The organism is Microcoleus sp. Pol8_D6, assembly GCF_036700965.1.
In the GTDB taxonomy this organism is placed as follows: Bacteria; Cyanobacteriota; Cyanobacteriia; order Cyanobacteriales; family Microcoleaceae; genus Microcoleus.
The window spans coordinates 1-15,589 of sequence record NZ_JAUBPW010000008.1 but is presented as its reverse complement, the minus strand read 5'-3'; the positions used below and the strand labels follow the sequence as shown (position 1 = coordinate 15,589).

Annotated in this window: 12 protein-coding genes, 2 pseudogenes and 1 riboswitch; of the genes and pseudogenes, 11 read left to right on the top strand and 3 right to left on the bottom strand. The window is 45.4% G+C overall.

Going from position 1 to position 15,589, the window contains the following annotated elements:
* The first annotated feature begins 191 nt into the window (after nt 1–191).
* Nucleotides 192–371: a ribbon-helix-helix domain-containing protein gene (locus tag QUA10_RS05265; RefSeq protein ID WP_332957637.1), complete on the top strand. Its 180-nt coding sequence runs from the start codon at nt 192–194 to the stop codon at nt 369–371.
* A gap of 117 nt (nt 372–488) precedes the next feature.
* Nucleotides 489–1,667 carry a M20 family metallopeptidase gene (locus tag QUA10_RS05260; RefSeq protein WP_333086187.1) on the top strand — a complete coding sequence of 393 codons (1,179 nt, stop codon included), beginning with the start codon at nt 489–491 and terminating at the stop codon, nt 1,665–1,667.
* A gap of 128 nt (nt 1,668–1,795) precedes the next feature.
* Here QUA10_RS05260 and QUA10_RS05255 read toward each other — a convergent pair whose 3' ends face one another.
* Both QUA10_RS05255 and QUA10_RS05250 read right to left on the bottom strand, forming a co-directional pair.
* Nucleotides 1,796–3,634 (bottom strand): hypothetical protein, encoded by a 1,839-nt coding sequence (locus tag QUA10_RS05255; RefSeq protein WP_333085935.1) that lies wholly within the window; start codon nt 3,632–3,634, stop codon nt 1,796–1,798.
* A 173-nt stretch (nt 3,635–3,807) separates the two neighbouring features.
* Nucleotides 3,808–3,876: pseudogene (locus tag QUA10_RS05250) on the bottom strand (NAD(P)H-quinone oxidoreductase); the annotation flags it as partial.
* A gap of 528 nt (nt 3,877–4,404) precedes the next feature.
* On the opposite strand from QUA10_RS05250, the gene QUA10_RS05245 reads away from it, so the two are divergent.
* Complete coding sequence (locus QUA10_RS05245) at nt 4,405–5,595, top strand: M20 family metallopeptidase (protein ID WP_333086193.1); 1,191 nt, start codon at nt 4,405–4,407, stop codon at nt 5,593–5,595.
* 209 nt (nt 5,596–5,804) lie between these two features.
* The gene (locus tag QUA10_RS05240; protein WP_333085756.1) at nt 5,805–7,460 is read left to right on the top strand and encodes a SpoIID/LytB domain-containing protein; all 1,656 of its coding nucleotides are present in this window, start codon (nt 5,805–5,807) and stop codon (nt 7,458–7,460) included.
* Between the two features lie 344 nt (nt 7,461–7,804).
* On the opposite strand, the gene QUA10_RS05235 is transcribed toward QUA10_RS05240, so the two are convergent.
* Nucleotides 7,805–8,104 (bottom strand): ferredoxin, encoded by a 300-nt coding sequence (locus QUA10_RS05235; RefSeq protein ID WP_106149950.1) that lies wholly within the window; start codon nt 8,102–8,104, stop codon nt 7,805–7,807.
* Nucleotides 8,105–8,628: 524 nt separating this feature from the next.
* Here QUA10_RS05235 and QUA10_RS05230 point away from each other — a divergent pair.
* From QUA10_RS05230 to QUA10_RS05200, 7 genes and pseudogenes are all read left to right on the top strand, one after another.
* The gene (locus QUA10_RS05230) at nt 8,629–9,639 is read left to right on the top strand and encodes a Gfo/Idh/MocA family oxidoreductase (protein ID WP_333085755.1); all 1,011 of its coding nucleotides are present in this window, start codon (nt 8,629–8,631) and stop codon (nt 9,637–9,639) included.
* Between the two features lie 472 nt (nt 9,640–10,111).
* Nucleotides 10,112–10,200: riboswitch (Fluoride riboswitch) on the top strand.
* Between the two features lie 91 nt (nt 10,201–10,291).
* Nucleotides 10,292–11,917 (top strand): cation:proton antiporter, encoded by a 1,626-nt coding sequence (locus tag QUA10_RS05225; protein ID WP_333085758.1) that lies wholly within the window; start codon nt 10,292–10,294, stop codon nt 11,915–11,917.
* Between the two features lie 148 nt (nt 11,918–12,065).
* Nucleotides 12,066–12,380, top strand: coding sequence for a hypothetical protein (locus QUA10_RS05220; RefSeq protein ID WP_333085754.1), 315 nt, complete (start codon nt 12,066–12,068; stop codon nt 12,378–12,380).
* A gap of 84 nt (nt 12,381–12,464) precedes the next feature.
* Nucleotides 12,465–13,726, top strand: a pseudogene (locus QUA10_RS05215) (ISAs1 family transposase).
* A 153-nt stretch (nt 13,727–13,879) separates the two neighbouring features.
* The gene (locus QUA10_RS05210; protein WP_333085752.1) at nt 13,880–14,254 is read left to right on the top strand and encodes a hypothetical protein; all 375 of its coding nucleotides are present in this window, start codon (nt 13,880–13,882) and stop codon (nt 14,252–14,254) included.
* Nucleotides 14,255–14,268: 14 nt separating this feature from the next.
* Complete coding sequence (locus QUA10_RS05205; RefSeq protein ID WP_333085751.1) at nt 14,269–14,460, top strand: hypothetical protein; 192 nt, start codon at nt 14,269–14,271, stop codon at nt 14,458–14,460.
* A gap of 313 nt (nt 14,461–14,773) precedes the next feature.
* Nucleotides 14,774–15,364 (top strand): class I SAM-dependent methyltransferase, encoded by a 591-nt coding sequence (locus QUA10_RS05200; RefSeq protein ID WP_333085750.1) that lies wholly within the window; start codon nt 14,774–14,776, stop codon nt 15,362–15,364.
* The last annotated feature ends 225 nt before the right edge of the window (nt 15,365–15,589 follow it).

Below are 15,589 nucleotides of genomic sequence, written 5' to 3'. Positions count from 1 at the left end.
TACGCTGATGAGTCATTCTCAACTGCCAACCTGTCGGGCCGTTGATTTTGTGTTGGAGTGGGGTTTGGTTTTGGGGTGTTTAGATTGCTATAGCCTAAACTAGATTGTGGTGTGCTACCTTGGCTTAAAAAAACTCTAAAAAATTTGCAGTCAGCTAAAATAACATCGTTAACACGCTACCCCCAAACAATGTGAGTCCTGCAAAATCTCCCAGAGTTGCCTTTTACCCGCCGCCCGAAATCAAGGAGAAGTTAGAAAAACTGGCGAGCATTGAGCGTCGTTCTATTTCCCAAATGGCATTACTTTTGGTAGAAGAAGGACTCGAAAGAGCGCAGAAGGAAGGCAAGTTTAATGAATCCAAAGACGATTAATCCGCTGGAACAGGCAGGATGTCTGTTCTGGAGAATGGTGCTTGATGTAGGTTCACGCCCAAACATTTGCGTTAACCTAGTTGACTACAGCTTGTACCGCACTCCCCAAGTAAATTCATGCTTCCCCGCATCCAAGAATTAGCCGCCACCCTAGCACCCCGCTTAATCGAAATTCGCCGCCACATCCACTCCCACCCCGAACTCAGCGGCCAAGAATATCAAACGGCCGCCTACGTAGCCGGAGTCCTCGCTTCCAGCGGAGTCCGCGCCATCGAAGGAATCGGCAAAACCGGCGTCATCGGCGAAATCAAAGGCAACAGCAGCGAGTCCCGGTGGCTGGCAATTCGCACCGATATGGACGCTTTGCCGATTCAAGAACGCACAAACTTAGAATTTGCCTCCCGCAACGAGGGAGTAATGCACGCCTGTGGCCACGACATCCACACCACCGTCGGTTTAGGCGCAGCAATGATATTGTCTCAGCTAGAGGAAAAACTGCCCGGTCACGTCCGCTTCTTGTTTCAGCCGGCGGAAGAGATTGCCCAAGGTGCTCAATGGATGATTAAAGATGGGGCGATGCAAGATGTTGACGGCATCCTCGGAGTGCACGTTTTTCCGACGATTCCCGGCGGTTGCATCGGTATCCGCCACGGGGCACTGACAGCGGCAGCAGATGACCTAGAATTGATTGTGATGGGCGAATCCGGCCACGGTGCGCGTCCCCACGAGGCGATCGACGCAATTTGGATTGCTTCTCAGATAATTACCACTTTGCAGCAGGCCATTAGCCGCACGCAAAATCCTTTGAGACCACTGGTTTTGACGATCGGGCAAATTAACGGCGGACGAGCGCCGAACGTGATTGCCGATCAAGTAAAATTGCTGGGAACCGTGCGATCGCTGCATCCGGAAACCCACGAAAAACTGCCGGCTTGGATCGAACAAATTGTTTCTAGCGTCTGCGCGACTTACGGCGCTAAGTACGAACTCACCTACAAGCGCGGCGTGCCCGGAGTCCAAAACGACCCAAAACTCACGCAATTAGTCGAAAGTGCGGCTTTAGAAGCTTTAGGTCGATCGCGCGTCCAAATTTTACCAGAACCCTCCCTCGGCGCCGAAGATTTTTCGATGTACTTAGAACACGCACCGGGAACCATGTTTCGCTTAGGAGTGGGACTGACTGACAAACCGAACTATCCCCTCCATCACCCGCAATTTGAGGTTGATGAAGCGGCCATTGTGACCGGCGCTGTCACCTTGGCCTATACGGCTTACCAATATTGGAAACAGGATTAAGGTTGACACTTCTACCTCGCGAATAGCTTATTAAGGAGGATTTAGGGGAATCGTTTATGTACCTCACCAGACAGAGAAACGCTATAGAAGCTGTAGAAATAAATTGTCATAATCCTCCAATTCTACAATTATAAACAGTGATAAAATCGGTATTTATAGCCAGCTATTTTGGGTTGAGGTTGCGAATCAATCGTACAGTTTCGCCCTTTTCCTTCCACTGAAGCTGTAAAATTTATCGTCCACAAATCCAAAATTTTTGGCATTTGAGCTAAAGTTTTGTGCAGTGCATCTGTCGCAGTTTGAGAATCACTATCTTTTTTTGCTAAAAGAAATTGAGGATAATTTGGTTGAGACTTTGTACTCAAAGATGAACTAGATAAACGTTTAAATTCCCACGCTATCCCCATCATAGCTCTTGTTTCTGAGTGGCTTTTGCGAACAGTGGCAATTAAAACAGGAATCTTTGGCGATGCTGACTGTATTTTAACAATGTGGGGAACTAAAATATCGGGGCGTTTGGATTTTTGAAAGCCAAAATTTGAAACAACTGTCATACTACCAAGTAAACCCATTAATAAGATGATTGTTACTGCTTTTCTTCCGTCTATTTTTAACGCTAGAATTGGCAATTTTAAAAATTGACTTAATTTATTGTTTATTTCTAAGTATTGATTTTCCCAACAAACAGCCAAACTTACTGCGAGCAAAATGATAACAGCGGGAAAGTAGACAAACTGATAACGAGCCGCCAAAGTTAGATCGGCACCCAAAATGTAGGTAATCCCTAAAAAGATGGCGATCGCACCCAACATAAACCCGCCTAAAACTTGAGTAATTAAGCTACCATCTGATTCTCCTAACTTAATTTTAAGACCTCTAATCAAAATTGGCAAAGCAAAAAATATGAAAATTAACAATGCCAAACCAGAGGCAAAAATCGCTAGTAAAGATACTCCTTCCACTGGCAATAATGCCAACATTGTCACCATCCACGCTAAAACTCTGGGTGCTGGTTCTAGCAATTCAATCGGGTTTTTTCCCTCATAAATCCAGCGCGTCATTTCACTTTCAGAAGCTGTACGCAATGCCGGAAGCCAAACTAAACATCCCACCAACGTACCCGCAGCAACCGTGTAGATTCGGAATAGAGAATTGGAAATTAGTAATTGAGGACTGAGGGTTAAATCTTGAGTCGAATCTAACTCTAATTTTTCCTGGCGCTCTGTCCGTTTTTTTATCCAAATAACAGCTATTAAACTTAAACCTTCAGCAGCGACAACGAGAACAAAAAAGTAATGTGTTGCAATCCCTGAACAGTTAACTACTACCCAAAGTAATCCTGCCCAAATTGGTAAAATTTTACGATTATTTATAGTGCGAGTTGCTATTACCAAACAGCACAAAGAAGCGATAATTAATAAAACTGGTAAAGTGTAGTGTCGAGCTTCTTGGGCGATAAATATCCCGTAGGGAGAAACCGCCATCATTGCGGCCGCCATTTGAGCTATTAAACGAGATCGAAATGCTACAAAACCAAAGCAAAACATAGCTGGAACTGAGGCGACACCGAGAATCGCAGGAAGCGCTCTAGCGGCCCATAAAGAAACTAAACCCGCCTCGGTCGAAAATAGTTTCATCCACAAATGAGCCAGCACAAAATAAACTGGAGGATGGGTGCTTTCTGTCATCAAATTGTGGATGACTGAGGTGATATTAGCTTGAGAATTCACTTGTAATGGCTGCAAGAGGGTATCAAGCGCGATCGCACTATCTAGCGGTATCGTCTGCAAACTATTTCCCAAACTAAAAATTAACGTTGCTATCTCAATTGTTGAAGGTGGCTTATCTGCCAAATTAGTAAAGCGTAAAACTGTGCCAATGGCTATCCATATTAGCACCAGCAATGGATGAAACCAAGGGTTCCCATCATTATTAGCAATTTTTAGTTTTAAACTTGGGATAGTCATTGTTTATACACCCTCAACATTTAGCAGCTATTCTACCTATCTCGATCCTCAAGTACCTTAAACCGCACCTCAATATCTTGTATGTAGCAGCCTATGCAAGCAAGCAGTGCGTAAATAACAATCACAACTCTAAAATGGCTGCGATCGCCTTCAACTTGAGTTTAAGCTGCGATTCAAGCATCTTTTAGGGGAGTCCAGCGAAAGGCGCCATCGCCTCCTATTTCCACTACTACCTTAATTCGCGGTTCTCAAGTTCGCAAAACCGTCAAATATTCGATTTGACTACCGTTCTTTCTTGACTTTTCCCCTTGCCCTCTTTTCCACTCCATGATATATTTTGTATGTAAAATAAAGTTTTGCAACTCTTCTAATTGTAACTCTATCAAATCTTTTGGTGACTTATTTAACATTTTTTTCTGCTTTTTTTCTTTCCTACATGAGCGCGATCGCCCGATGCTCCCACTAACTCTTGTCTCCTCCTTTTTTTTCTTAAGTTTCAGCTTACCATTTTTCTTTTATTTACACAAATCCTTCAGACCCGCTGTAGACTGCAAAACGCGAAATTTTATTTCCTTACAACTTCTCTCTAACTCTTTCTCTGCGTTCTCTGCGTTCTCTGCGGTTAATAAAAAAACTTGTTCGGGACATAAAAAAATATTCCCATCAAACAACAGCAATTGTTCCGCGTTTAACCCGCATCGATCGCCCGTAAAAAATCAGAAACTTGCGCTACCGTATTTGATTAAATATCTTACCTTTCCCCCAGCAAAATTCATGCTTCCCGCATCCAAGAATTAGCAGCCACCCTCGCCCCCCGCTTAATCGAAATTCGCCGCCACATCCACTCCCACCCCGAACTCAGCGGCCAAGAATATCAAACCGCAGCCTATGTAGCCGGAGTTCTCGCATCCAGCGGAGTCCGCGCCATCGAAGGAATCGGCAAAACCGGCGTCATCGGCGAAATCAAAGGCAACAGCAGCGAGTCCCGGTGGCTGGCAATTCGCACCGATATGGACGCTTTGCCGATTCAAGAACGCACAAACTTAGAATTTGCCTCCCGCAACGAGGGAGTAATGCACGCCTGTGGCCACGACATCCACACCACCGTCGGTTTAGGCGCAGCAATGATATTGTCTCAGCTAGAGGAAAAACTGCCCGGTCACGTCCGCTTCTTGTTTCAGCCGGCGGAAGAGATTGCCCAAGGTGCTCAATGGATGATTAAAGATGGGGCGATGCAAGATGTTGACGGCATCCTCGGAGTGCACGTTTTTCCGACGATTCCCGGCGGTTGCATCGGTATCCGCCACGGGGCACTGACAGCGGCAGCAGATGACCTAGAATTGATTGTGATGGGCGAATCCGGCCACGGTGCGCGTCCCCACGAGGCGATCGACGCAATTTGGATTGCTTCTCAGATAATTACCACTTTGCAGCAGGCCATTAGCCGCACGCAAAATCCTTTGAGACCACTGGTTTTGACGATCGGGCAAATTAACGGCGGACGAGCGCCGAACGTGATTGCCGATCAAGTAAAATTGCTGGGAACCGTGCGATCGCTGCATCCGGAAACCCACGAAAAACTGCCGGCTTGGATCGAACAAATTGTTTCTAGCGTCTGCGCGACTTACGGCGCTAAGTACGAACTCACCTACAAGCGCGGCGTGCCCGGAGTCCAAAACGACCCAAAACTCACGCAATTAGTCGAAAGTGCGGCTTTAGAAGCTTTAGGTCGATCGCGCGTCCAAATTTTACCAGAACCCTCCCTCGGCGCCGAAGATTTTTCGATGTACTTAGAACACGCACCGGGAACCATGTTTCGCTTAGGAGTGGGACTGACTGACAAACCGAACTATCCCCTCCATCACCCGCAATTTGAGGTTGATGAAGCGGCCATTGTGACCGGCGCTGCCACCTTGGCCTATGCGGCTTACCAATATTGGAAAAACCAAGTAAGTAGGTAAATTCGCTTTCCTTGAATTACCCATAATAAGATTGTGGGGTGGGTAATGGCTCAAAATTTCTTGATGTAAAGTTTATTTGCGCTTAGCGACTTAACAGAATTCTGGCAACCAAACCAGCTAATCTTCGGCAATTCCCCTATAGCAGCGGCCAAATGTGCTAACGTACAATCAAAAATCCCTCAATTTCAACTATCGCGAGACAGATAACCGTGTTCGCTCAAGCACCTCCCACTCCCAATTACAAATGGTTTAGCTGCGTTTCTAGCACTGTTTTCACCGCATTGTGCCTGTTGCCCATTTTCAGCGCTGCGGGATACGCCCAAACTCCCCAAAATAGACCGATCAAAATTGGCGTAGTGCAGCGGTTTGGCACCAAAGCAACCGACAAACTGACGCTGAAAGCATTACCGGGCGACAGCTTAACTTTGCGTTACAAAACTCCTCAAGGCATAGAAACCAAAACTGCTGCTAGCGTCAAGTTAGAAATAGCCCCCAAACCGCTGGAATCGCCCTTAGTAGAAGAACGAGTGGTACTAAGTTCTCACCGCAGTTTCGAGAGTGCGGAAGACAGCGCCAATCAGTGGCGCGCTAAGGGAATAGAAGTAGAAATTGCTCAACCTTTGCGCTGGCAAGTTTGGGCGAAAAGAGATACTTACAACTCTCCTTTGGTGCGGCGCTGGCTATTGCAAAGTTTGCAAGCTCAAGGGAACACAACAGCTTTTTTGGATTCCAAGGTTGTTAAACAAATACCCCAGGCATTTTGGGTTTTAAACGGCTTTCGTTTCAATCGCAATGAGTTGGATGTGACGGCCGGGAAAAATGTGATTGAGGTATTGGAACAAACTACCCACGAGGCGACAGCTACTGAACCCGAAAAAGCAATTCAACAAACTCGCCGTTATGGTGGCAATTTGCGGCTGCAAAAAAATGCTTACGGCACTTATACTTTGGTGAATGAAGTGCTGACGGAAACTTACTTGCGGGGTGTTGTTCCTCACGAAATAGGGGCTTTTTCGCCTTACGCTGCGATTGTCGCTCAAACTATTTTGGCCAGAACTTACGCCCTGAGAAATTTGCGCCGTTTTGCTGTGGATAATTATGAGTTGTGCGCTGATGTTAACTGCCAAGTTTATCAAGGTTTGACCGAGGTTTACCCGCAAAGTGATAAGGCGATCGCGCAAACGAGCGGTTTGGTGCTAACTTACGAAAATCAGCTAGTAGACGCGCTCTATTCCGCGTCTAGCGGCGGCGTGACAGCCTCTTTTAACGATGTGTGGCAGGGCGCGGAACGTCCATATTTGCGATCGATCGTCGATTCCCCTAATAATGTCTGGGATTTGTCCAAGCAGAGTTTGTCTGACGAAAACAACTTCCGCCGCTTTATCAGTTTGCAAAAAGGGTTTAATGAGGAAAAAGAAGACACTTTTCGGTGGCGCGAACCAGCTTCTTTGACGGCGATTGGTGGATTTCTTAAACAGTATCTTCAGAAGAAACAGCACCCGCTGGCTAATCTTAAAACTGTCACTCAAGTGGAAGTGGTAGAAAGGTCGCCCGCAGGTCGAGTTTTGAAAATGAAGGTTCAAACTGACTTGGGCTCGATCGATATCGACAAAGACGAGATTCGCAATGCTTTTTACCCGCCGATTAGCACGCTTTTTTACCTCGAACCAATTTACAATCCAGACAAAACTCTCAACGGTTATGCTTTTGTCGGAGGCGGCTTCGGACACGGGGTGGGAATGAGTCAGACTGGTTCTTACAATTTGGCTAATTTGGGCTGGAATGGATCTCAAATTCTGAGCTTTTATTTTCCCGGCGCTCAAGTTGTGCCGCTCAGCGATAACATTACATTTTGGCGCGAATAGTCGATCAAAGTCTGCCTAAGAGTTGGCAATTTAAATCGCCACTACACAAACAAAGTCCGCGCAACGCGAGACTAAATATTAGCCGTTAAACTTTTAGATTTTAGACTTTGGATTTTAGATTGGTTTCACAGTTAATCTAAAATCTGCCATCTAAAATCTAAAATTATTTGGTCAGCTATCTGCTCAAACAGCTAGGAATTCATAGCTAGGAGTGACAGACTGCTGGCGGCTTTGTTGCAATGTTAGACACAGAAACCCGGTTTCTTAACATAATTGCGCTATTTCAGCTTAATTCTGGAAACGAGAAACCGGGTTTCTTAGGGTATCACGCAGAGCGTCCTTTCTTAGTAGAGCGATTCTTCTTGGTGAGTTTCGATCGTACAGTCAGACTTGGGATAGGCGACGCAGGTGAGGACAAATCCGGCCTCGATTTGGTCATCGTCCAAGAAAGATTGGTCGGATTGGTCAATTTCGCCTTTGGTGATTTTGCCGGCGCAGGTGGAGCAAGCTCCAGCGCGGCAAGAGTAGGGGAGGTCGAGTCCTGCTTCTTCAGCAGCATCAAGAATGTAAGTATCGTCATCAACGTCAATGGTCTGGTTAATTCCTTCGGCTTCGCTGATGAGGGTAACTTTGTAAGTTGCCATGCACTAATCCTCTCAAAAATTCAACAAGATCTATAATTTTTCCTAATGCAACCTTCAAGGCTCTATTAGCTTTGAGGTTGGGTCTTAGGTTTGTTCCCTCTATGATAGTAGGGGATAGAAGGGAGGTTGACACACTTATTTACAAAACATTTGAATGGGATTAGTTATAACTTTTTCTAATTTCATCTTGATTACTTATACCTATGTTGGGTTCAGCCTTGTGATACTGTTGCCGCAAGCCTTGCGCTAAACCACCGGGTTTCTAGGAAAAATCCTATTTTGATCCCTACAGCACAAAAACCGGGTTGTTGGTATGCGGTGTATTGATCGAATTTCAGCAAGACTTGCTGCCAGGCAAGTCCCAGCAGGCGCTGAAATGTATAGTTAGATCGCATCAAGGCTTGGGTGTTAAAGGCTCGATCGAATAAATCGCACCACAACCACAGCTTAAAATCGGGGCGACAGAACCCTAAAGCCCTGCACCGCAAGTCTGTAACTATCTAAAATCTTAAATCTCAAATCCCATGACTAATATTGATACTCACTTTGGTTTTTCGGTTAATTCTCCAATTCGCGTGGGGATTGTGGGTACTGGTTTTGCCGCTAAGTTGAGGGCCGAGACAATTCAAGCTGATGGGCGATCGCACTTGGTAGCGGTTGCGGGCCACACCCCGGAGAAAACCGCAGAATTTTGTCAAGGCTTCGGGGCAGAAGCTGCGGTTTCCTGGCGCAAGCTGGTAGAAAGAGACGATTTAGATTTGGTGATTGTCTGTACGGTGAATCGGGATCACGGGGCGATCGTCCTGGCAGCGCTCGAAAATGACAAGCACGTTGTGGTGGAATATCCTCTATCTTTAGACGTATCTGAAGCAGAAAGGGCGATCGAACTTGCCACCCAAAAGCAAAAACTCCTCCACATCGAACACATCGAACTGTTAGGCGGGTTGCACCAAGCAATCAAAGAATCTTTGCCCTTAATCGGTAAAGTTTTTTACGCCCGCTACATTACTATGACTCCTCAACATCCAGCCCCGCAGCGGTGGACTTATCAACATTCCCTCTTTGGCTTTCCGTTAGTTGGTGCAATTTCGCGACTGCACCGATTTACCGATTTGTTCGGGGAAGTAACAAGCGTTAACTGTCAAGCTCAATTTTGGGACAGTCAGCCGGATTTCTACAAAGCTTGTTTGTGCAACGCACAGTTGCGCTTTGCCAATGGGGTTGTCGCTGAAGCTGTTTATGGAAAAGGAGAGACTTTTTGGCAGTCGGAAAACATTTTTACCATCTACGGAGAAACAGGAACGCTGGTTTTTACTCCCGAATCCGGTCAATTAATTCAGGGAGAAAATCGGCGCACCCTCAAAGTAGGGACGCGGCGCGGTTTGTTTGCCAAAGACACCGATATGGTGTTGGAATATTTGTCAAACGGTACGCCTTTGTACGTAGACAATGCTAGTAGTTTGTACACATTGAAGGTGGCAGATACTGCGAGGCAATCGAGCGAAATTAGGCAAACCATCGCCCTTATAAATTGATAAAAAGCTAGGAAAAGGAAGGTTATTTAAATTTGGGAAAAATCAAATATAACTGAGATATTGCACCGTTCTCAATTACCTATAGCAATCCTCGCTCGCATCATTTGTGTAATTCTTGTAGGGGCAAACCCCCCGTGGTTGCCCCCATGGAGCCGGGTAGGCAAAGAAAGGCATTACCCCTACATCTTTGTAAGACTCCTGGAAGGAATGCTATAGCATTCCTTCCAGGATATGAGCTAGTTTCCATCCCAAAAAGATAAGTTCAAACCGTCGAAGTCTATGAACAAGGGTAGGCATTCCGGGAGGCACGGAAATGGAATAAGCTGTGGAGCATTTAAACAACTAACGAGGCTTGTAGGGTGCGTCAGGAGTGAACACTTACGCGCTTATGCGGGAAACACTTCTGTACTGACGCACCATACTATCGTCTTTTAAATGCCGAACAGCTTATCAGCTTGAATAGTGCTATAAAAGTAATGATGGCGATGGAGCTCGCCGAAACCGCCCTGCGTTATTAATAATCTTCATAACGTTTAAAAGGCTGATGGCTCCTACTGTTCCGACTTGTGGCGGAAGGGTAGGATGGTGCGGATGCCTCGATCGATCTTTCCCCTACAAGTCACGTTTATCCATTCAGCTTCAAGGTAGCGTGATGTTAGAAAGTATGATCTGGATTTTATTAATGGGCTTTTTTGTCGGGCAGATTGCTCGACGGCTGAAAGCTCCAGCACTCGTAGGTATGGTGCTGGTGGGCATTTTATTAGGCCCGCAACTGGGGAATGTCATTAGCCCAGAGGTTTTGGCCGCTGCGAATTCTCTTCGCACCATTGCCGTGATGGTGATTTTGATGAAAGCGGGGTTAGGAATCGATCGCGAAAAGCTATCCCAACAGGGAACCGTGGCGCTGCGATTAGGCTTTCTGCCTGCTGCTTGCGAGGCCATCGCCATTGCTGTCGCTGCGATGTGGTTACTTCAGTTTGATTTTTTGACGGGGCTACTGCTAGGCTGCATCATTGGCGCGGAATCTCCAGCAGTAATTGTTCCCGGAATGCTGCGGTTAAAAAGTTTAGGTTGGGGAGTAAAAAAAGGAATTCCCGATGCGATTCTGACGGGAAGTGCCTTGTCAGATGTATTGCTGTTGCTAGTGTTTAGCCTACTGCTAGCATTTCTCTCCCAAGGGAAAGCTACAGCCATTACCCTGCTGGGAGGAATCACCCTCAGCCCTCTGCAATTGCTGCCATTTCAAATCATCATCCAAATTACCTTGGGGGTGCTTTTGGGATGGGTGGCTGCGAGACTTTTGGTGTCACTATTAGTCAAGCAAAACTGGACTCAAACTGCGGTTCAGGACTCCCTAGTGGCTGCTGGTTTTGCCCTAGGGCTGGTAGTATCAGCCGAACATATTCCGGTTTTCTCTGGCTATTTAGCTGTCATGGCTGCGGGGTTTTTCCTGATTGAGTTGGATGCGCCTTTAGCACGAAGATTGCGGGGTGGCTTTGACAGTTTGTGGACGATCGCCGAAATTATTTTGTTTGTGCTGCTGGGAGCCAGTATTCAACTTAATGTATTAGGCAATACCTTGCTGGTTGGTCTGTTGGTGTTGGCGATCGGGACTCTGATTGGGCGATCGCTCGGTTGGTATCTTTCCACTTTAGGTAGTAATTGGACTGGGAAAGAACGGCTGTTTTTGCTAGCAGGAAATTCCGCTAAGGCAACGGTACAGGCGGCAATTGGGGCAATTCCCCTAGCTCAGGGCATTGCTGGTGGCGAGACGATTTTGGCGATCGCAGCCCTCTCAATTTTACTAACAGCTCCCTTGGGTGCTTGGGCAATTCCCACTTTTGCCCCCAAACTATTAGAAAAAGGCGAAGTTGACGCTACCAAAGTACCTATTTCCGGTCGTCGAGTTTTTCTCGCCGCAGTAGACGATTCCCCCCTAACAACAGATGTTTTAACTAAAGCCGCAGACTTAGCTCGGCGCAGTGATGGGGATGTGATTGTTTTGTATGTAGATAATGTGGGAGATCAAAGCACAAACTTACAATTACAACAACAAGCACAACGAATATTATCAGATATTCGCTATGAGTTCCTGAGTGTTTCTGGTACAGTTCCCGAAGAGATTATCCGCGTGGCGCAAGCTCGGCAAGTGGCATATATTGCGATCGGGAAACGAGGGGATCAACCTTGGGAACAAGTGCTAGTAGGTTCAGTTTCTCAAGCCGTCTTAGAAACCAGTCCTATTCCTGTCATTTTGGTGGAATCTAGTTACAAGTAATACGAAATATGGGTTTTATATCTCCTTGATACTCTTCTCCCCTCTCTGTGTCCTCTGCGCCCTCTGCGGTTCATAATCAAGGCGGTAATTAACGCAGATTTTGGCTCGCTCGCAACGAGCCTAACTTTACCCCAAAGAATCATTTCTTATGAAACGTCGCCCTCAATTTGAGCAGTTCACCATCATTCCGCAACTCAGCAAGTGGTTCATTATTTCTTGTATAGTTGGTATGCTTTTTGGTCTTGGTTCCGCCGCTCTCCTCGCATCTTTAGAATGGGCAACTAATTGGCGAGAATCTCATTTATTATGGGCGATCGCCTTACTACCGCTAGGTGGATTATTCAGCGGTTGGATTTACCATAAATATAGCAAAAAAGTACAAGCCGGAAATAATCTTTTACTCGAAGAGATTCATCATCCCCAAAGCATTATTTCCTTACGAATGCAGGGTAAGCTCATCTAATTTGGTATAAATTGTAGTTGACAATGAGTCAAATAAGTGAGATGACAACAATGCCGCCCAATAAAATATTTAGGAATACACTTTATGTCTCAGGGTTTTGAGATTAAATCTACCTCTGGCAAAAAAAGCTCTCTTCCTCAACTACCGCTCCGGGAAGTAGCAAAGATTCAAAATATTCAACGCCCGTTTAATAGCACATTTTGCAGATATTAAAGACTCCAGAGTCGAGCGAACTAAGAAACATCAACTCACCGATATCCTAGCGATCACAATTTTCGCTATCATCGCCGGAGCGCAAGGGTGGGAAGACATCGAGAATTATGGCATTAGTAAAAAAAAGTGGTTAGAAGAGTTTTTGGTATTACCTTATGGCATCCCTTCCGATGACACTTTTCGTCGAGTATTTGAGTTCATTGACCCAAAAGCATTGAATCGATGCTTTGGACGATGGGTAGAAACTCTCGTCACTAAGACAGGAGGAGAAATTATTCCCATTGATGGTAAAACAATTAGAGGTTCTTATGACCGCAATCAAGGCAAATCGGCACTCCATGTTATTACTGCTTGGTCTTCTGAACAACATCTGGTTTTGGCACAGATGAAAGTGGAGGATAAATCGAATGATATCACGGCTATTCCGGCATTATTAGAGTTGCTAGACATCACTGATTCTATCATTACTATTGATGCTATGGGTACTCAAACTGAAATTGCTCAAAAGATTATTGAAAAAAAAGGAAATTATGTCCTGACACTTAAAGCTAATCATCCGACTCTCCATCATCAGGTTAAAGAATGGTTTGAGACAGCTTCTGCACAGCAATTTTCCGGGATTGATGTCAGTGATGAGCAACGGATTGAGTCCGGTCATCATCGGCGAGAAATTCGTCAAGTTTGGTCTGTGCCAATTACGGTCATTGGTTAGCTTTACCAACCGCGATTATGGGCGGGATTAAAAAGTGTGGTCATGGTTGTTCGAGTGCGTCATCTTTGGAACAAAACTAAGGAGGGAAGTGCAATTCTATCTAACTTCTTTAGATAGAATTGCCCAACTTTTGGGTCGAGCCATCCGCAAACATTGGGGGATTGAAAATCAGGCTCATTGGACTTTAGATTGTACCTTTGCAGAAGATGCTTGCCGGAAATGCTCTTTCCACAGTCCCCGAAATTTGGCCCTCCTGCGACGTATTGCGCTGAATGCCCTCAACTGCTAACCTACTTACAAACGTAGTCTTCGACAAAAAATGAAACGGGCAGCTATGGATAATGATTATCTGATTCAAATTATCAGTTATTGTTTTCTTGACAAGATCTTAGATTCTTCGGATTCCTTTTGTCAAGCATGATTGAGACGCTCTTACCCTGGTAGCCAGCCGAAGGCATCGCCAACGATAGAATGACGGTTTCAGGCGTTTATATAAAAACAGTCCGGACTATTAATTTAATGTTAGAATTAAAGTTTGAAGGAAAAAGCCAAAAAATCTCAGGAGAGAACTTAAATGATTAACAGAAATTGGATTTTATTTTCTAGTGCTACAGTAGCTGGGATGGTGATGATGACTTTTGTAGCTATTGCTCAAGACGATGAAGGGAAGAAGGTGTTTTACAAGCCTCAGATAGACGGTATTCTAGTGGGCACGGTCTTGAAAGGAGAAGATGGGACAGATCCCGCGGCGGAAAAAATAGGAGCAGAGAGATTTTGTCGATATAAAGAATATGACCGAGCCTTAACATACAAAAAGGACTTTCTTAAAGGAGAAGAGAAAGGTACAGGTACTATGCAATGGGATACAAAAGCCACAAGGTGGTGGTTTTGCCGTTCGTGTACAACCTATTTTAAAAGTATTACTTGCCAGACGGGTGATGAGGAATAACCTTTTTATTTGACTTGTCCACTCAGGGAACTAGCGGAATACCCTTACCCGTGGCGATCGCTACACGACGCGCGATCGCCATTTGTTTGGTTTCGCGTTACCTGCTGATTCACAAGCAAGGACGTGACAGACTCAACCCAACCTACAGCGAGGGGCGATCGCACTCGTTCCTGCTATGCGAAGGCTCCGCCTCAAGCAAGCGGTAAAGCTGCATCGGAGCGGTAGATTGCGACATGAGGTTAATGCTGGATAAGACCGATAGAGAGGATATTATCAGCAAAAGTGACAAATAACACCCCTGATTTCCAGGATTAACTATCAGAAGCGATGGATAACACCCAAGAACCCGGACTTAACCTGCAAAGTTTCTGTTTAATTACTTAAAACTAGGATATTGTCCAACAGATATGATGGATAATCCACCGAAGCTAAAGGTATTATCCAGCATATCTGCGGTGGAATACATAGCTATATTTTTTTGGGATCAAATGTGCCAACAGCAACAATTGGAGAAAACAGATGTGGGATGAAAGATACAGTGCCGAAGAGTACGCATATGGCACAAACCCGAACAAATTTTTGGAAGCAAACGTCAGCAGTATTCCAAAAGGTAAAGTTCTGAGCTTAGCCGAAGGAGAAGGGCGGAATGCCGTTTTCCTTACCAAACAGGGTTATTCTGTAACCGCTGTAGATGCCTCTTTAGTTGGCTTGAATAAGGCCAGAAAGCTGGCCGAAGATAATGGGGTGATTGTTGAGTTTATTCATACTGACTTAGCAGAGTATGATTTAGGCGAAAATAAATGGGACGGAATTGTATCTATATTTTGTCCATTGCCCTCTTCAATAAGAAAACAACTTCATAAAAAAGTTGAAGCAGCGTTAAAGCGAAACGGTGTTTTTATGCTTGAGGCTTATACACCCGATCAGTTGAAGCATGGTACTGGTGGCGGAAATTCAGTAGATGTGATGCAATCTAAAGAATCTTTAAGCCTTGAGTTAGCTGGCTTAAAGTTTAAGCATCTAATTGAGCTTGAGCGTGATGTAGTAGAAGGTATTTATCACACGGGCATTGGCGCAGTAGTTCAGGCGATCGCATCAAAAGAAATATAACATTCTGGTGCAGCGGATTGCCTGAATCTGCTTAGGTGAGATGCAGAGATCCCAACAACCTCTGACCAGAACCGTTAGCTATCTTTGCACAAAGGTGTTGCACTCTCTCCGTACAGCCAAGAGTCTGCTTCTGGTGGCATCCCAAATGGGTAGTGGCCAAGAAGTAATGATGGTAAGATAGTAGCCTTGATAAGTTTTTTGTGAACTATGCCGAATTGTCCCGTT